This is a genomic window from Psychrobacter sp. G, from assembly GCF_000418305.1.
In the GTDB taxonomy this organism is placed as follows: Bacteria; Pseudomonadota; Gammaproteobacteria; order Pseudomonadales; family Moraxellaceae; genus Psychrobacter; species Psychrobacter cryohalolentis.
The window spans coordinates 1,630,649-1,649,985 of the sequence record NC_021661.1; the positions used below are offsets into that span (position 1 = coordinate 1,630,649).

Annotated in this window: 13 protein-coding genes and 1 pseudogene; 11 read left to right on the forward strand and 3 right to left on the reverse strand. The window is 40.2% G+C overall.

Annotated elements, in window-relative coordinates; translation table 11 throughout:
* Positions 1-42: 42 nt before the first annotated feature.
* From PSYCG_RS06785 to PSYCG_RS06810, 6 genes are all read left to right on the forward strand, one after another.
* A complete protein-coding gene (locus PSYCG_RS06785) occupies positions 43-2,091 on the forward strand; it encodes a heme lyase CcmF/NrfE family subunit (protein ID WP_011513681.1) in 2,049 nt (682 codons plus the stop codon).
* On the forward strand, positions 2,092-2,754 hold the full coding sequence (locus tag PSYCG_RS06790; RefSeq protein WP_011513682.1) for a DsbE family thiol:disulfide interchange protein: 663 nt from the start codon (positions 2,092-2,094) through the stop codon (positions 2,752-2,754).
* Positions 2,755-2,837: 83 nt separating this feature from the next.
* Positions 2,838-3,320 carry a cytochrome c-type biogenesis protein gene (locus PSYCG_RS06795; protein WP_020443538.1) on the forward strand — a complete coding sequence of 161 codons (483 nt, stop codon included), beginning with the start codon at positions 2,838-2,840 and terminating at the stop codon, positions 3,318-3,320.
* Positions 3,317-4,597 (forward strand): c-type cytochrome biogenesis protein CcmI, encoded by a 1,281-nt coding sequence (gene ccmI / locus PSYCG_RS06800; RefSeq protein WP_011513684.1) that lies wholly within the window; start codon positions 3,317-3,319, stop codon positions 4,595-4,597. The genes PSYCG_RS06795 and ccmI overlap by 4 nt, the downstream gene beginning before the upstream one ends.
* 141 nt (positions 4,598-4,738) lie before the next feature.
* Positions 4,739-5,446: a signal peptidase II gene (lspA, locus tag PSYCG_RS06805; RefSeq protein WP_011513685.1), complete on the forward strand. Its 708-nt coding sequence runs from the start codon at positions 4,739-4,741 to the stop codon at positions 5,444-5,446.
* A 275-nt stretch (positions 5,447-5,721) separates the two neighbouring features.
* A complete protein-coding gene (locus PSYCG_RS06810; RefSeq protein ID WP_041753506.1) occupies positions 5,722-6,054 on the forward strand; it encodes a DUF3817 domain-containing protein in 333 nt (110 codons plus the stop codon).
* Between the two features lie 865 nt (positions 6,055-6,919).
* Here the strand turns inward: PSYCG_RS06810 and PSYCG_RS06815 are convergent.
* Together PSYCG_RS06815 and PSYCG_RS06820 are read right to left on the reverse strand one after the other, a co-directional pair.
* Positions 6,920-7,930, reverse strand: coding sequence for a hypothetical protein (locus PSYCG_RS06815; RefSeq protein WP_011513687.1), 1,011 nt, complete (start codon positions 7,928-7,930; stop codon positions 6,920-6,922).
* Between the two features lie 354 nt (positions 7,931-8,284).
* Entirely contained in the window at positions 8,285-8,875 is a 591-nt protein-coding gene (locus tag PSYCG_RS06820) for a recombinase family protein (protein WP_020443539.1), read from the reverse strand.
* A gap of 604 nt (positions 8,876-9,479) precedes the next feature.
* Between PSYCG_RS06820 and PSYCG_RS06825 the strand changes: the two genes are divergently transcribed.
* Positions 9,480-10,454 carry a hypothetical protein gene (locus tag PSYCG_RS06825; protein ID WP_011513689.1) on the forward strand — a complete coding sequence of 325 codons (975 nt, stop codon included), beginning with the start codon at positions 9,480-9,482 and terminating at the stop codon, positions 10,452-10,454.
* A 156-nt stretch (positions 10,455-10,610) separates the two neighbouring features.
* On the opposite strand, the pseudogene PSYCG_RS06830 reads toward PSYCG_RS06825, so the two are convergent.
* Positions 10,611-11,788, reverse strand: a pseudogene (locus tag PSYCG_RS06830) (type I restriction endonuclease subunit R, EcoR124 family); the annotation flags it as partial.
* Positions 11,789-12,092: 304 nt separating this feature from the next.
* Here PSYCG_RS06830 and PSYCG_RS06835 point away from each other — a divergent pair.
* The 4 genes from PSYCG_RS06835 to PSYCG_RS06850 all read left to right on the forward strand — a co-directional run bounded on the left by PSYCG_RS06835 (position 12,093) and on the right by PSYCG_RS06850 (position 19,209).
* Complete coding sequence (locus PSYCG_RS06835; protein WP_011513690.1) at positions 12,093-13,682, forward strand: type I restriction-modification system subunit M; 1,590 nt, start codon at positions 12,093-12,095, stop codon at positions 13,680-13,682.
* On the forward strand, positions 13,672-15,033 hold the full coding sequence (locus PSYCG_RS06840; RefSeq protein WP_011513691.1) for a restriction endonuclease subunit S: 1,362 nt from the start codon (positions 13,672-13,674) through the stop codon (positions 15,031-15,033). Before PSYCG_RS06835 ends, PSYCG_RS06840 begins: the two co-directional genes overlap by 11 nt.
* Positions 15,034-15,085: 52 nt before the next feature.
* The gene (locus PSYCG_RS06845) at positions 15,086-15,955 is read left to right on the forward strand and encodes a hypothetical protein (RefSeq protein WP_011513692.1); all 870 of its coding nucleotides are present in this window, start codon (positions 15,086-15,088) and stop codon (positions 15,953-15,955) included.
* Positions 15,956-16,026: 71 nt separating this feature from the next.
* Complete coding sequence (locus PSYCG_RS06850; RefSeq protein ID WP_011513693.1) at positions 16,027-19,209, forward strand: type I restriction endonuclease subunit R; 3,183 nt, start codon at positions 16,027-16,029, stop codon at positions 19,207-19,209.
* Positions 19,210-19,337 lie beyond the last annotated feature (128 nt).

Genomic DNA, 19,337 nt, shown 5'->3' on the forward strand with positions numbered 1-19,337 from the left:
CAGTAAACTGCAACCGCATTAGAGTAAATAAGGTTAGACCGTATGTTGATTACAGAATTGGGCTATTTTGCCTTGCTTACCGCTTTTGTATTGGCGTTATTGCAGGTAATTCTGCCAACTATTGGTGTTATTCGTAACCAAGTTGCTTGGCAACGACTAGCCCCTAGCTTAGCTTGGGCACAGTTTGCCGCCATGATAACGTCATTTGGCGCTTTGATAGCAGGTTTTTATTATAATGATTTTAGCCTCAGTTACGTCGCGCAGCATTCCAATACGCTGTTGCCTTGGTACTATAAGTTATCGGCGACATGGGGCGGACACGAGGGCTCTTTGCTGCTATGGATGACCATCATGGCCACATGGTGTGCACTGGTATCATACTTTAGTCGCGGCTTGCCGTTATCAATGCGTGCGCGGGTATTAGTTATTTTGGCCGGTGTACAGTTAATGATGCTAACAATGCTGATATTTACCTCGTCACCGTTTGAGCGTACCTTACCCAATCTAGCGGTCGATGGCGCTGATTTAAATCCTGTCCTACAAGATTTCGGTCTGATTATTCATCCGCCCATGTTATATATGGGCTATGTGGGTATGGTAGTGCCTTTTGCATTTTGTATGGCGGCATTGTGGGAAGGGCGTTTAGATGCTGCTTGGACACGCTGGTCACGTCCATGGGCGCTCGCGGCTTGGGGATTTTTGACCATTGGTATTGCACTGGGCTCGTGGTGGGCCTACTACGAGCTTGGCTGGGGCGGTTGGTGGTTTTGGGATCCGGTAGAGAACGCCTCGTTTATGCCTTGGCTTGTCGGCTTAGCATTGCTGCATTCATTAGCAGTCACTGAAAAGCGCGGGGTGTTTAAAGCATGGACCATCATGCTGGCTATTTTCGCCTTTGCCTTAAGCTTGCTTGGCACGTTCCTGGTACGCTCTGGAGTCCTTACCTCAGTGCATTCGTTTGCCGCTGATCCGACGCGTGGTTTGGTCATCTTAGCTATTCTTGGCATTATCATCGGTAGTGGTCTATTAATGTTTGCCGTTCGCGGTTGGCGTTTAACCGTTGAAAGTCAATATCAGCTGATTTCACGTGAGTCCTTTTTAGTGATCAATAACGCCATCATTTTGATTGCAACCTTAGTGGTGCTGCTCGGCACCCTCTATCCTATTATCGCTGATGCCTTTGGTTTAGGACAAGTGTCCGTTGGCCCTCCTTATTTTAATGCATTATTTGTACCTTTAACGTGGCTGTTATTAATAGCTATGGGTATGGGCTCAAATATTCGCTGGAAAAAAGACACCCGTCCACTACTGGGTATAGGCATGGTCATCGCCGTTAGTAGCTTAGTATTAGCCGCCATTATTACTTACTTTGTTAATCCATCGTCTATGCTTAATATTGGTGTGACTTTAGCCGTTAGCTTTTGGGTACTGCTATGGATGGCAGTTGATTTTAAAGATAAAACTAAGAATGCGCCTAATTTTTTTAACGGTTTGCGGCAGTTGCGTCTGAGCTATTGGGGTCAACAGACTGCTCATATTGGCGTATTGGTTGCTGTCATTGGCATAGCCTTTACTAGTAGCTTGAGTATTGAGCGTGACGTAGCAATGGGTATTGGCGATACAGTCAATGTTCAAGGTTACGATTTTGAAGTAACTGAATTTTTTGAAATAAAGGGTAGTAACTTTGATGCAACGCAGGCGCAAGTCGTGGTATCCAAAAACGGTCGTGAAGTGGCGAAACTGAATCCAGAAAAGCGTACTTATATCATTAGCACTATGCCGACCACTGAGGCGGCCATTGATGCTAGCCTAATGCGCGATGTTTATGTCGCACTGGGCGAACCTATTGCCGATGGTAGTAACCAATGGGCATTAAGGATTTATGTAAAACCATTAATTCGCTGGATTTGGTTAGGGGCAATTATCATGGCTCTAGGTGGATTAATTAGCATGCTTGATAAACGATACCGCATCAAAAAAGTTAAAGCTCCATTGCTAGTTACTGGTGATCTGGCTACTGATGGAGTCAATGAGGTAGCTATTGAGCAGGCAATCTCAGCATCGACGATGTCGACACTAAAGGAGAAATAAATGACTATGTCGAATAATACTCCTGAGCAAAAAGATAGCCAAAACAGTAAGCAGCGTAACCCAAAGACAATGAAAAAAAAGCAGACGAAGCTATGGTTCTTAATTCCGCTTATCCTCTTTTTTGGTTTGGTAGTTATATTGTACATGCGCTTAGGTAAACCAACAGACATTGTGACCAATACCGCTCTTGAGCGTCCGGTTCCTACCTTTGAGCTGCCGTTATTAGCAGATACTACCCGTACTATCACCAATGATAATTTGCCAGATAAGCCGTTTTTACTTAATGTTTGGGGCTCATGGTGCCCAACTTGCGTTATTGAGCATCCGTTTTTAATGCAACTAGAAGAGCGCGGCGTTGATATCGTTGGTGTGAATTATAAGGATGAGATTGGTAATGCGCTCAGTTACTTAAACCGAGGCGGTGATCCATTTTCTATGTCTATTCAGGATTCATTGGGTCAGTTTGCTCTAGACTTAGGCATAACTGGTGCGCCCGAAACCTTTGTTGTGGATGGAGATGGCATCATTCGTCAGCATATTGTTGGTGAGATTAATGAAGCCAATTGGCAACAGCGTGTTAAGCCGTGCCTGACAGTACTTAATAAGGCTAATAAGAACAACGATAGTCCTGATCTCATTCAGGTTGAGGAGATGTGCAAATGAACGTTACTCGAATAAGAGCTCCTCAACTAAAACCCAATATAGTTTTAAAAATAGCAAGCTTAATACTAGCGTGTCTGCTTAACATGACGGCAAACGCAGCTATTGACGTATACGATTTTGACTCACCACAGCAAGAAGCTCAGTATCGTGGATTAATAGAAGAGTTTCGCTGCCCAAAATGCCAAAATCAAAACCTTGCAGCCTCTGATGCACCGATTGCACAGGATCTAAAGCAAAAAGTCTATGATTTAATTAAAGATAGACGTAGTGATGCTGAAATACGCGTCTATATGCAAGAGCGCTACGGTGACTTTATTAGCTACAAGCCGCCTATGCGACCATCAACATGGATCCTATGGTTTTTTCCACCACTATTATTGCTCGTCTTAATCATTGGTTGGTTTTGGCAAAGTAAGCGTCGCCAAGTTGTTGCCCGTGGTCAAAGCGGCGTCACAGTGAACAGTACTGCTGCCTTGACCTCTACGGAAAAGGCTGAGCTTGATCGTCTATTATCGCAAGCTGAGAGTGTCGACCACGACATTACTAGCCTAGAGGACAAAAAATGACTCTATTTTCTACTTTTGGCTTATTTGTAACTCTAAGCTTGCTGATTGCTCTTATATTTGCGCTGATTGCTATTATGCCATGGCTACGAGCACCGCGTTTGCAGTCCAAACCAATAGACAATCAACTGCTAGATATTAATGTTGCAGTATTTCGCGAACGTTTAGCTGAGCTACAAACAGATAAAGACAGCGGTACTATTAATAATAGCCATTATCAAAATCAAAAGCTGGAACTGGAGCGTCAGCTATTAGATGCGCAGCGTCAGATAACACCTATGGTCACCCCTGATGTCAAAAGCCGTTTAATTGTCGCAGCTTGGATCCCAATATTGGCTGCAATGGCGTATTTACTAATAGGCAATCGTACGCCCGTGTTTGATTTGTGGACAGCTGAGGACAAAGTAGGACAAGTGGCTGACGACCTATTGACAGCTAAAATTGACAAGCCGCCATCATGGGCGTTTGAAGATGGTCGTCAACTGATTAGCGCCATGCAAACCAATGTTCATCGTAATGCTGATGATCCTAATCGCTGGATGCGCCTATCCGAGCTTTTCTTATCTATGGAGGCAACTGATTCTGCGCTGGAAGCCTTATCTCGTGCCTATCGTTTAGCTCCTGAAAATGAAGAAATCGCCACCACTTATGCTCAGACTAGCTTTTTTGTTAATGAAGGTCAGTTAGACGCTAATATTCGCCGTGTATTACAAGCTATATTAGCTAAAAATCCGCAGCATGAACGGGCTCAGATGCTCATGGCAATGGGTGAGACTCGTAGTAGTAACTTTGCCCAAGCGCAAGGTTGGATTAAACGCTTACAAGGCAGCATTGTGGCCAAACCAGGTGATCATACTAAAGCTTTAGCAAGCTTAGATGAGTTGAGTAACTACGTTAGCACGCAAGAAAAGCAAGCGCTAGAAGGTATTGACGTGACAGTGAAAATTAACGCTAATTTATTACCGTTAGTGAAAGCTGATGATGTGTTGTTTGTTGCGATACGTGACGTTAAAGGAGGTCCACCGTTTGCCGCCAAACGTTTACCCATTAGTGTTATTGAGCAAGGTGAGGCCAGTATCCGCTTAAGCAATCTTGATGCGATGATGCCAGATCGCACGTTAAATTCAGCTCGTAGTGACAAAACTCAGTTAGCAGTCGTTGCTCGTATTAGTCATAGCGGTAATGCCATAGCAGAGTCAGGCGACTTATCGGGTAATCCGATAGTGATTAGTGCTGAACAGACTCAGGTTAATGTTGAAATCAATCAACAGATTCCCTAATAAAAAATTATTACCGTAAGTTTCATAATACCAGAGCGGTAAGTGGAGCAGTTTTTAAAAGTGGCGCTATTAATAGTCGTATACTAAAAACATATACGTTTAACATTGTTCATTGTATAAACACAGATAAAGAAAACAACTATGACTGAATCTACCGACAGATTAGATAGTACTAAATTGAATAGCGTTGAATCGGCTAGTACTAATATTGCTGACAATAAAGTACCTATAGCTGTGAGTAGTACTCATCAATCAATTGACTCTAAAACCATGAATCATACGCCTAAAGCTATGTACGTAACTTCAGGCAACTCGATAACACCTAAAGGTAAGTTGAATAAAATGCCAAAAATGGTTGCCAATGGCAGTCGCGCTTTTATCTGGTATTTGTTGGCGATAATGGTATTAATACTTGATCAATGGACTAAGTGGTTGGCCCAAACCAAATTAGCGTTCAATGACCCCGTACCGGTCATTGAACCATTTCTCAACTGGACACTCGCTTATAACTATGGGGCAGCATTTAGCTTTTTAGCCGACGCTGGCGGTTGGCAGAAATGGTTTTTCTCAGGCTTAGCTTTTATAATGGCTATCTTTTTAACGGTTTATTTAATCAAAGCGCCACGTGCAGCCAAGCTATTGTCCATGGGGTTAGCCTTAATGCTCGGTGGTGCGATTGGCAACTTAATCGATCGTTTAAGAATTGGTAAAGTGGTTGACTTTATCCATGTGCATTATGCTGATGTCTGGAATTATCCTATTTTCAATGTTGCAGATATAGGTGTCTGTGTCGGTGTCGCATTGATTATAATTGACATGATATTTTTAGAAAGTAAGCGTAATAAATAAGCACATTGATGCCGATTATCACAAACAAAATGAACTAGCGTCGTAGTCACTCTATACGGAAAAATACTTTTTATACTTGAGTATGTTTATAAAATGTGAACTGGAAGGTAATGTATGACTGGTATAGGTACTCACTCATTTTAGGTCTTAAAACCCAATACTTAAAAGCTCTGCGTAGAGCCATTATTATAGAGACATTGAATAATCCATAAATTCTTTATTGATAATAACAAAAGGAAAATATAGTGTCACAGGCTCAGCCAACTATTGAAAAAATTCACAGCCTTAGAAAAAAACAAGAGACCGCGTTAAAAAGTCTTACCCTTATAGGCTACCTAGAAGGCACCTCTTTCTTATTATTGCTCTTCATCGCCATGCCACTAAAATATATGATGGACATTCCAGAAGGTGTGAAATATATCGGTATGGCGCACGGTGTACTATTCATTGTCTATATCGTAGTACTTGTAGGCACAGCTATCAAAGTAAAAATTCCTCGTTGGGCAATACCTGCGGGCGTACTCGGATCACTCTTACCATTTGGCCCGTTCATATTTGATCATTTACTAAAAAAGAATCTACAAAAAAGCGTAAGTAAAGAAGCCTAGAACAAGCTCTGCTACAAATGCTACAAACGTATATTATTACTCAAGATTATTTTTCCTAACTAAATTACAAGCCGCCATCACTCATCATGGCGACAAATGAATAACATTGAGCAGAAATTAATCACAATAAAACTTTGATTCAGACCCAATATGAATAGTCTCACACTCTAGTTACTTTTCGAACTTATCTTACATACTATCGACAAACCCGTCTTGTTTAAAAGCTAAACAGGTTTTGTCATCCGCGATGGCTTTCCTGTTATCGTAGGGTATATCCCAGCGGAACCATTTAAAAGGCATCAAAAACCGATTAATAGACCACCTAAAATAGACTGGTGTAGTGGAACTACTTATAACAGACTATTTTAGGTGTTTATGTTTATCAGAGCGTATCTTACTTAGAGCGTCAACCAAAGAGCAAAATGCCAAATGTGCCAAGAACAAGCTCATACAGTTTGCTACTGATCATGGCCTTAAAGCTGCTGTGTTCTATATAGAAAATGGATCAGGGGCGACACTAGTACTTACAAAACTAATATAGCTGATAACTATCATAGCCAAAGAAGCGATGTGATACTCAAATACTCAAATACTCAAATACTCAAATACTCAAATACTCAAATACTCAAATACTCAAAATTATTTTGAGCATCAGTATCCTTTGATACGGAATGTTTTAGGTATTCTGTTAGCCTAAATAGAGTCAAGAAAAATATCGATTACTTTTCAAGCTATGGTATATCAGCCGATTCTCTTATAGTCGAATCATCATCGCAACGATGATATTTATAATAGCTTAATTATCAAGGTAGACATCCTTGCATAGAGCGTGGTTTGCTTTACATATTTAAATTGAACAGCCCAATTAAGGAGTATCTGGGCTATTAACAGGTTTGTAGGTTGTAAAATATCCAGTCCATACTTTGCCATAGGTAGTTTTAAATAAGACCTTTTCGGTAGGATATATAATGATCTCTTTATCTAATCTATGATTGCATTCCTTGATGGCACATAATTTAACAAAGATGTATTTGTCATTAAAATACTCTATCTCGTAGTTCTTGGTTTTAAAATCGTTATATATTACTGCCTCTAAGGTTTTAGTGTTATATAAATCAGCAGGCAATATAAAGCTTGCACTAAATGCTTTGATTAACAGATAACAAATAAAGATGGCTATTGCTATGCCTGCTAATATTGACCAGTAAATAGGCTTTCTATATTTATCTACAAGGGTGCCCATACGGTCTTTAATATTATCCGAATTAATACCATCTTGAGCGTACTTCAATCCAATCAGCATAACAGCGTCAAGTACATAAAACATAAAGCCCGAAATAAAAAAACTTACAAGTAAAATGGTAACAATAGGGGATGTGGGGAACATACCTGCAAATAGCTCACTAATTAAATAAATAATAAGAACTAGCATTATAGGTATGACGATAAGCATCTTTTTTATGTGAAAATTTAAGTTTTTTCTAAGCTTTTTAACAAATTCTTCATCTTCAAGCCCTTTGACTTTGTTTTCAAAAGCACTTTTTAACAAACCTATTACTGCCTTCCCCATAACAATTATCAGAACGATTAAAAACAGTATAAGTATGCCGTCAACTGGTATTTGAGTGACAGAAAAAAACCTAATATAAGCAACATTTATACTTGATAATTCTAAGATCTGCCATAAAGCTCCTAAAAAAGATGGCAACAATAAAACAAGGCTTATGTTGTCCAGCACCCATTTAACCTGCTCCCTTAGTGTCTTCTTTGTGACCTCGGCTTTTTCATCAAGGCTATAAGTTTCTGGCACAAATAAGCCATTATCTTTTTTATGCCAGGCTGTGCCTTTAAACTCTTCTCTATTTGGGTCTGACATAGAGCACCTTAATCTCTTAAAATGAAGAAAATAAGGTTATAAGCGACCTTATGTTACTTCTCTCGTAGTAAGATTGATTCATACAAGAGGACTGGTAAAATGTTTACTATTCTAAAGTATTTCTGCCCAGTTTTTCTAGCTTTATCATTAGTGAGCTTAAAGCCTATGCGGCAAACATCCCAACCATAAGATACTGTGTTTTAACACGTCCACATAGTAAAAAAGTTGGTGTCTCTATAAATAAATATTTCTTACCTCGCGTGTAAAACCTTATATATCAGCTATTTATGAACGAAAATAAAATATAGCACTCATAATAATAATGATGAGCTAATATTTAAAATACCTCAGCTATTAGTCCTGCTTTAATACACGATAAACGGTAGCTACCCCAACACCAACCGCCTTAGCGATTTCCTCTTTTGTCATATTGGCTTGACTGTCTAATTCTCTAATACGATTGTGTTTCGTTGTATTAGGCTTCTTACCAGTGGGCTTATAGCCACTGTTAGCCAGTCCCTGCTTAATACGCTCTCTACGCTTGTCGTTATCAAGTTTTGCCATCGTTGCTAATAAGTCGATCAACATATGGTTAATCACTGTTAGGATATCACCTGTCATGCCACCACTCACCGTATACGTGGTTGGTAGATCAGCCACCACCAATCGTAAGCCTTTGTCTTTGATACGCTGCTTTAGAATTGCAAAATCATCTTGAGATAGCCGGCTTAATCTATCCACGCTTTCAACTAGTAGAATATCGCCTTTTTCAGCATCCTTTAGCAGCTTGGCTAAAGCTGGTCTATCGAGCTTCGTACCACTGAAATGCTCAACATATTCAATATAGTTATCATCATAACTTGTACTGAAAGCTACTAACTCAGCTAATGCTCTGGTAGCGTCTTGATCCTTAGTGCTGGCTCTCACATAAATACGAACGGTCATAACGCCACCTCTATTACTTAGACTTAATAATTAATGTTCATTAATAATAGCAAGATATTACTATCATTTAATAATACAAAAAAGTCTAATGATAGATAGATTATCATTTAAAGCTTTTATGCTTTAGGTATAGTGAAACGGTAGATTGTTTTAAGTGGTCTATTAATAGGTTTGAAGGGTGAAATATTTGGTTTTCTTGAGGTATACTTCTAATAATGAATATACAGATATTGATATTGATGACTATAAAGAGCAAGACATATAAGTTGAGATAGAAAATATTGATCAGTACACGCTTCCTTATAAGTCTTACACTACTTTATACCAGTTTAGGATTTATCTATTGTCAAACTAAGAATTCTGTAAAACGGCACAAATGAGAGGTCTAACGAACAGCATCAGCAATATTTAGCGCTGAAACGGCAAGAATCTAAAGTAGATGTAAGTGATGAACGTCCAAAACGCTGAGGTGGTTTGACTTCTTATTAGTATAAAGAATTAAAAATTAAGCGTAATATAGTTTGTGTCTAAATAATAAACAATAGGATGTAATGCAGAGATAAATCAGGTAAGAAGCACTATACAATATATGGGAGATAACTAGATGAAAATATTAATAGTCATTGCTACTTTGTGTATAACTTCCTGTGCGAGCATAACCTCTTTTGAAAATAAAAATTCGAGTCATGTTCACGGCTTGTCTTATTACATGCCTAAAAAAGATATTGTAGTTAAAGTTACTATAGAAGCTAGTAATATAACTAAGGTTGCGCTTGAAACGACACCATCATATCCTGATTTATCAAAAAGATATGTGCTAAACCACAATAAAAATATAATGGGTAAAAACCTTTCAGATATATCGATAACTGAAAGCGGATTATTAACCACTGTCACATCAAAGACTACTAGTAACGTTACAGATATATTCAGTAATCTAGCAACTAGTTATGGTAATTTTACCAAACCGCCTTTAGGGTCTGGTTTGTTTCCGCCGATCGGCTGTAATACTGATACAGAACATGTTTTTATATATAAATCGGAAGGTGAATATAACCCATGTGGTCTTTCAGTAACTATTAAAAAAGAAGGGCCGGAGAATAAAGGGGTAGAAAATACCGAGGAGGTGGAAGTATCTAGTTCTGGCATATTTTATCGACAAGACGAACCTTATAGAGTAACGATAAATAGTGGTAGTACGATTGGGGATCTAAATTTTTCATCGATAGTATTTTCACCATCGTATTCCACAACATCATTTCTTCCAATATCTAAATCATTTTTTGCCAATAATAGCGCAGAATTTACTTTTGAAAAGGGTATTCCAACAAAATATAAGCAAGATGTAGATGGTGAAGCTTTAGCAGTAGCAAAAATTCCGTCTGCAATTATAACATCAGTATTTACTGCAGTTGGTTCAGTATATAGCAGATCTTCAACTACCAATCAGAACGAAATTTCCGCCTTAGAACAGACGATTAAATTAGAACTCGTAAAACAGAAATATGCTGCTTGCTTAGAAGCAATTAAGAGTAAAGATACTAAGTTAGTGAGTGATTTAGGCTGTAATAGCAATTAAAAATATACATATTTGGTTTAATATTATTAGTAATATGTTCTTCAAAATACGGAATATATTTCCACGAATAAATCTAGTACTCAAGATATGAACCGCCCTGATTATATTAGAGGCTGATTGACGTGTGTCAAACAGCCTCTTTGCTTTATAGATTACTCAAAATTTCCCACCCACGCCTTTAAACTTCTCAACGAAAGCCGCAATTTTCTGCAAAACACTTTGCTTCTTGGTTAAGTACTGCGGATTCAGTGGACTCAGTTTGGGCAAAATAGCATTTAACTCTGTGCCGTTCTCACTGGCGTACTCACGCTTTAAAGAAGCGGTGATATAACGCTTAGCAGCATCTTCATTCAGGTTTTCAGCGGCAATCATGTCTTTCACTTCACGTTGCTGCTCTACCTGAGCATAGCTAAAGAAAGCATCGATAATGCTGGATTTATCAGGGATGCTATCTAAGTTGGTTTGATTGATGAAATCGACTACTAGGCTCTCTTTGGCACGGTTGCCAAGGCTTGCCCGAATCAAAGGACGTACTTCCTCAACTAGGGCAGACTTGTCCTTGGTGTTTTTATTATGCTCAAAAATTAATCCGAGTATGTAATCAAGATTAATTTCCTGTGATTTGAGCAGATCTATCTCGAAAACCACGTCGTCCCAATCAATCGAAGACTCTCCTTGCTGGTCAGCTGCTTTTTCACGACGTAACCAATCACGTAATCGTTATAGGTAGAACGGTAATCTTGTACGGTACGTTCAGCAGGCACTCTAATAGCTTGCATAGCGGCTAAGTCATCATCGTTTAGGTAATGCTCATCTTTAAACGTCTCAACAGCGTCAGCATCGGTCACATCCAAGTCTTGCAGTGCTTTTAGGCTTGCAAACTCATCATAGTTTTGTAATATATTCTCGACACGTAAATACTCCCCGAATAACTTAGCAAAGTCCTTCTTATCAGACTCTTTCACAATCTCATCAGGGTTAGGGAAGCGTTGTTGCAGCTCTTTGACCACTTCCAAATAACCGCGTCGTGCTTTGCCTGTGGCGATATCAGTAAAACCTTCTAAGTATTCTTTATAGCTCTTCTCTAGCACCACGTTTTTAGTGTTTCTATCACCAAACAAGGTGATGGCGTCAATGGTCGCTTTTTCTAAGTCTCGAAAGGTCACAATGTGGCCAAATGTCTTGGTAGCATCAAAACCCGTCAAGAACATGCCAACGACAACCAGTAAGTCCACTTCTTGATTAATGACGCGCCCTGCAAGGTCGCGGTAGTAATTTTGGAAGGATTTGCTGTCTACGCCATAGTTGGTTTTAAACATTGCGTTATAGTCCAATAATAGACTTTTCATAGCAAGTTAATCACTTTTCTGCAAAAAAGTATCTTTACATCAGTTTGCATATCTCGATGAGTATAATCAAAACTGTCTAAGTCAAAGATGGAATGACGCTTTGTATATCATAGAGTTCAAGCATTCTTATGATAGTATAATACCAAACAAAATTAATGATGCTGTTTTCAACATTATAAAGTGATGGCTACATCGTAAAGGTAGTCGGAATCATATCTGTATTGCATATGAAAATTAAACACAATTCATCATACAAATTAAAAGTATCACAAATAGAGATTAAAGAAACATGGCTAAAACACCTGCGAACAAAAAAGATAAAACAGACAATGGCAATTTTGAAGAAGCCCTTTGGGATGCTGCCAACAAGCTACGAGGTAGCGTCGAATCATCAGAATATAAGCACATCGTCCTTAGCCTAATTTTCTTAAAATTCATCAGTGATACTTTCGAGCAGCAGCGCCAAAAACTGATCGATACAGGCTATGAAAAGCATATCAACATGGTGCAAGCTTATACCAAAGATAACGTGTTCTACTTGCCAGAGGAGAGCCGTTGGAGTTTTATCCAGCAGAATGCTAAGCAAGAAGACATCGCGCTTAAAATCGACACGGCGCTCAGTACCATCGAAAAGACCAACCAATCATTGAAAGGCGCATTGCCTGACAACTACTTCTCACGTCTAGGCTTAACGGCCAGTAAGCTTGCCGCCTTGATTGATGTGGTCAATAACATCGACACTATCGGTAATCCAGAAGAAGACACGGTAGGGCGCGTGTACGAGTATTTCTTGGGTAAGTTTGCTGCAACTGAAGGTAAAGGCGGTGGTGAGTTCTATACGCCTAAGTCTGTGGTCAATCTGATTGCAGAAATGGTTGAGCCATATCAAGGCAAAATCTACGATCCGTGCTGCGGCTCGGGCGGTATGTTCGTCCAGTCCATCAAATTCATCGAGAGTCACCACGGCAATACCAAAGATGTGTCTATCTATGGGCAAGAGTACACCAGCACGACCTACAAGCTCGCTAAGATGAACCTTGCCATTCGTGGTATCTCTAGCAACTTGGGTGATGTGGCTGCCGATACTTTCTTTAAAGATCAGCACGAAGACCTAAAAGCCGATTTCATCATGGCAAACCCACCTTTTAACCAAAAGGATTGGCGCGCCTCTGATGAGCTGGTCGATGACCCACGCTGGGCAGGGTATCCGACACCGCCTACGGGCAATGCCAACTATGCATGGATATTGCACATGATATCCAAGCTCTCTGAGCATGGAACTGCTGGTTTTGTACTTGCCAATGGTTCGATGTCTACCACCACCAGTGGTGAGGGTGAGATACGCGAGCAAATCATCAAAAACGATCTGGTCGATTGTATGATTGCGCTACCGGGTCAGCTGTTTTATACCACGCAGATTCCGGTGTGTTTATGGTTTATCAGTAAAGACAAACAAGCTACGTCAGCTGATAGTAAGGCAAAGGGGTTGCGTAACCGTAGCGGTGAGACGCTGTTCATTGATGCCCGTAATATCGGTGCGATGATTGACCGTACGCATAAAGAGTTTTCTACTGATGATATCGAAGCGATTGCCAAGACTTATCATGCATGGCGCGGTGAGAAAGAAGCGGGCGGCTATGAAGCCTACGCAGATGAAGCAGGCTATTGTAAATCCGCCAGTCTAGACGATATCAAAGCCAATGACTATGTGCTGACGCCTGGGCGTTATGTTGGGGCGGCAGCTATCGAAGATGATGGCATTCCGTTTGAGACTAAGATGCTGGAGCTAAGCCAAACGCTATATGCACAGATGCAAGAGTCCGAAAAGCTAGATGCGACCATTCGTCAGAACTTGGAGGTATTGGGTTATGGCGAGTGATTGGGTAAAAACAACTCTTGGAGAAATAGTAAAGCTGGGCAATGGAATAATTCAGACAGGACCATTTGGTAGCCAATTGCATGCCTCTGATTATGTTGATGAGGGGATTCCAGTAATTATGCCTCTTAATATTATCAATAATAAAATAGATTTATCTGGTATAGCTAGAATAACTAAAGAAGATGCAGAAAGACTATCAAAGCATTTAGTGAAAAAGAACGATATCGTATACAGTCGCCGAGGTGACGTAACTAGAAAAGCGTTGATTACTGAACTTGAAGAAGGGATGTTTTGTGGTACTGGATGCTTACTTGTAAGACCTGGTAATAGCATAGATGCTCGTTTCTTGACCTATCACTTAAGTTCGCCTATAAATCAAGAATGGATAATCAGACACGCTGTTGGCGCTACTATGCCTAATCTTAATACAGGAATACTCAAGCGCGTTCCTTTGAACATACCAAGTTTGGATACTCAAAAAGCAATTGCCCATATTCTTGGTTCTTTAGACGACAAAATCGAGCTAAACCGCCAAATGAATGAAACGCTAGAAGCGATGGCACAGGCATTGTTTAAAAGTTGGTTTGTTGATTTTGATCCGTTGATTGATAATGCGCTGGCGGCTGGTAATGCTATTCCTGATGAATTTATCGAACGTGCTGAACAGCGTAAGAAGATTGAGAAAAAAGACAATTCAGATATTCAGGACTTATTCCCTGATGCGTTTGAGTTTGCGGAAGAAATGGGTTGGATTCCGAAGGGGTGGGAAAATGGAATACTTGCTGATATTTGCTCGTACGGAAAAGGCAAAATAAATACATCAGAACTCACTTTAGAAAACTATGTTTCTACTGAAAATATGAATAAAGAGAAGTCAGGAATTTCTCATGCAGCGAATATCGCGAGTACCAATCAAGTTCCAAAGTTTTCTGTAGGACAAACCTTAATCTCTAATATACGTCCATATTTCAAAAAAATATGGCTTGCTAGTTTCAGCGGTGGTCGGTCAAATGATGTCTTGAGCTTTCAAGCTCATAACTCTGTAGCTAATGAATATTTATTTAATCTTCTTTATCAGGATTCCTTTTTTGACTATATGACTGCAACATCAAAAGGAACCAAGATGCCACGCGGTGATAAAGCAGCCATTATGAGCTGGTCAGTAGCAATACCTTCATCAAGATTAATGGAAGAGTTTTCGGAATTAGCAAAACCAATGTATCTCGCAAATAATCTTCGTTCATTACAGACTATTGAATTAGCCAAACTCCGCGATACCCTCTTGTCTAAGTTAATGTCAGGGGAGTTGTGTATCCCAGATGCTGCCAGACTTGTGGATGAAATAATATAGCTTTTGACAGTAAATATTTCTCTCAAAAATATAGTAATTAATGGAGTTTAGCATGAAAAAGCTTTTACTTAGTTTGGCGCTCAGCCTAAGCGTTCTATCTGCGACTCCTGCAATAGCTGCCGCTCCCGCTTTTTCTGTCAGCCAAATGGCTCAGGTAAAAATCAAAGACTTAAGCTTTAAAGAAGTCATGCGTCAGTTTTATAGTGGTCAGATGAGACCTACCTCCGTCAATGATGAATATATTGAATCGATGCCAAATATCGGTTTAGGTCAAGTTGACAGCAATGGAGCAAGAATAGTTGCTTTAATGCATCCTATGGGACTTTATGATAACGCAAAAGGTGAACCACGTTATTTAGTGACCATTGAAAAGGTTATCGTTTATGATGAATCATCTGAATACTGTGAATCTTGCGGCTCAAAGGCAGATTTATATAGTTTTAAAAGACTAAATAATGGACAGTTTCAATTGATAAGCAGAACACCGGAGAGCGTAGCTTTTTATGACAGATGGGGCACAATGAACCTTCAGGACAATGACATTCAAAAAACTATACAGCTGTTAGGGACAAACTTAGTAGGCAGTGTTTTTAAGAGCGGTTATATGACTCTTGGCGAAACGAACAGTTGGTGGACAGTACTACACCTGCCTGAGAATGATTTTATTAATGTTTATGCTTTGGGTGATGCTGGTTCAGATAATGACGGTCAAGACGATGAAGATTCCCCTTTATATTATAATTATGAAGGGATCGTTAAAGTAATGCCTGAAAACGCTGCTTATTATCCCATTATATTGACTTATAAAGGCATACCTCCTGATGATCCTGAGCGTCCTAACTTCGTTAATAAAAGCTTCGTTATGAAGTTCAATCCAGTAAAAAAAGTTTATGAGACGACATCCAGCTTTGCAGCTTTGTAGGGTTCACATTGCCGTAAGCGATTACTAATGTTATTGAAAGATGCTCTATTTATCTAAAAAAGGACTTATAGTTGAAATTCACCGAAGACAGGCTTGAACAAGCCATTATCGAGCTACTATCTGCTGAGGGCTATCCACATACGCTAGGTGAAGCACTCGACCGTAATCTTGACGATGTGCTGATTAAGTCTGATCTTCGACAGTTTCTAGCGACCCGTTATAAAGATGACTTGATTACAGAGTATGAGATTGATTCTATCATTCATAAGCTTGAATACCTTCCTGCCTCCGACCTTTACGATACCAACAAAGCCATTATGAAGTTTGTCGCTGATGGGTTTTTCTTGAAGCGTGAGGACTATACCCAAAAAGACTTATACATCCAGCTCATTGATTATGAAGCACTCGATAACAATCGCTACCGCATCGTCAATCAAATGGAGATACAAGGCTTTGAGTGGCGTATTCCTGATGGCATTCTTTATATCAATGGCCTACCACTGGTGGTGTTTGAGTTTAAGAGCAGCATCCGCGAAGATGCCACTATGTTTGATGCCTATACCCAGCTGACCACTCGCTATAAGCGCGATATTCCAGAGCTGTTTAAATACAATGCCCTATGTATCATTAGCGATGGGGTCAACTCAAAGATGGGATCGTTCTTTGCGCCTTATGAGTTCTACTACTCTTGGCGCAAAGTGACAGGCGATGAGAAGTTAGAGAAAGACGGTATCCATTCCTTACTGACCATGATGAGCGGCTTATTTGATAAAGCTCGTTTGCTTGATGTTATTCGCAATTTTATTTATGTACCTGATAAATCAAGCAAGGAAGAAAAAATCGTTTGTCGTTATCCGCAGTATTATGCTGCCACCAAGCTATACGACAATATTAAGCAGCACATGAAGCAGCTCGATAGTCATGGCAACTTAATTGACGATAATGGCTTACGTGACGGTAAAGGTGGTACGTACTTTGGCGCCACTGGCTGTGGTAAGAGTTTTACCATGCTGTTTCTAGCACGTCTGCTGATGCGCGACGTTGAGCTTGGCAGTCCAACCATTATCTTAATCACTGATCGCACCGATTTAGACGGTCAGCTGTCTGAAACCTTTACCAATGCTAAGACCTATATCGGCGATGACAATATCATCAGTGTCGAAAGTAGAGCGCATCTGCGCGAACAGTTAAAAGGTCGCAGAAGTGGCGGTGTGTTCTTGACCACCATTCATAAGTTTACCGAAGACTTAGCCCTACTGACCGAGCGTACCAACGTCATCTGTATCTCAGATGAAGCGCACCGTAGCCAAATCAATCTACAGCAAAAAATTACCGTCACCGAAGACGGTGTCAAAAAGAGCTACGGCTTCGCTAAGTACCTACATGATTCATTACCCAATGCTACTTACGTCGGCTTCACAGGTACACCAATTGATGCCACCCTTGATGTCTTCGGTCCAGTCATTGATAGCTATACCATGGTTGAGTCGGTATTCGATGAAATCACGGTACGTATCGTCTATGAAGGCCGTGCTGCCAAAGTACTACTCGATAGTAAGCAGCTTGATGAAGTAGAGAAATACTATCAAGAAAGTGCTGACGCTGGCACCAATGAGTATCAGATAGAGAAAAGCAAAAAAGCCATGGCGAGTATGTCCACCATTCTTGGTGACCCTGATCGCATAAGAGCCATTGCTGAAGACTTTGTTCAGCATTATGAGGCGCGAGTAGAAGAGGGTACGACGCAAAAAGGCAAGGCAATGTTTGTCTGTAGCAGCCGTGAAGCTGCCTATCAGCTCTATAAAGACATCATAGCGCTGCGTCCTGAATGGAATGAAGTGCGAGCATGCGAGGAAGGCTCAACCTTGTCAGAGAGCGACAAGAAAAATGTCATGCCCATGGAGCGCGTCAAGATGATCATAACTCGTAACAAAGATGATGAAAAAGGCATGTGGGACAATCTGGGTAACAAAGACTACCGCAAAGAGCTAGATCGTCAGTTTAAAAATAGCAAGTCTAACTTTAAGATCGCCATCGTCGTTGATATGTGGCTCACAGGCTTTGATGTACCGTTTCTAGATACCATCTATATAGATAAACCCCTACAAAAGCATAGCCTGATTCAGACCATCTCACGGGTCAATCGTAAGTTTGAAGGCAAAGAAAGCGGCTTGGTGGTTGATTATATCGGCATCAAAAAGCAGATGAATCTGGCGCTCTCGTATTACACAGGCGGTCAGGTTCAAAACCTAGACGATATTCAAAAGTCAGTCGTGGTGGTCAAAGACCATTTGGATCTACTAGATACCGTCTATCATAAGTTTGACTCTAGTCTTTACTTTAACGGCACGCCATTAAAGCAGCTCAATTGCTTGAATGCAGCGGCTGACTTTGCGTTGCAATCTAAGAAGCTAGAAAAGCGTTTTATGGATTTGGCCAAGCGTTTGAAGTCTGCTTATGATATTTGCGTGGGCAGTGAAGCGCTCACCAAGACTTATAAAGACAAGATTCATTACTACCTAGCCATTCGTACCATCATCTTTAAAATCACTACTGGCGGCGCACCTGACGTCGAGCAGATGAACCAAAAGGTACGTGACCTAGTGAAAGACGCACTGATGAGTGATGGCGTTGAAGAGATCTTTAAGCTGGGTGATAACACCGACGGTGAGATCGATATCTTCGATGAAGACTACCTGGCCAAGCTTGAAGTGATTAAACAGCCGAATACCAAGCTAGAGCTACTACAACAACTACTGGCTAAAGCCATTGGTGAGCTGAAAAAGACCAACAAGGTAAAGGGTGTTGATTTCAGTAAGAAAATGAATGCGCTCGTTGAGAAGTATAACGACCGTGACGAGCAAGACATACTACGCGCTGAAGTCATTGGTGATTTCTCTGATGAGATCATCAAGCTATATAACGAGCTACGGGTTGAGATGGCATCGTTTGGTGAAATGGGTATCGACTTTGAAGAAAAAGCGTTTTACGACATTCTGCTGTCACTGGCGCATAAATACGATTTTACTTATCCAGAAGATAAGCTGGTTGAGCTGTCCAAAGAGGTTAAAAAGCTCATCGATGATAAAGCTAAGTATATTGACTGGAATAAGCGCGATGATATCAAAGCGGAACTACAGTTTGATTTGATGATATTGCTTGATGAATGGGATTATCCACCTGTTGATTCAAAAGAGGTCTATAAAGAGATATTTGAGCAGGCTGAGAACTTTAAGAAGAATAGAGTGGTTTAGTTATAATTATACGGTTTTTAACAATTGAAACTTATGTCGTTTTTATACTAATGTCTAGAGTGCTATTTCAAAGCTTGGTTATCAACAATCAAGCTAATGAAAACTAAAATGATAAATAAATTTTTGAA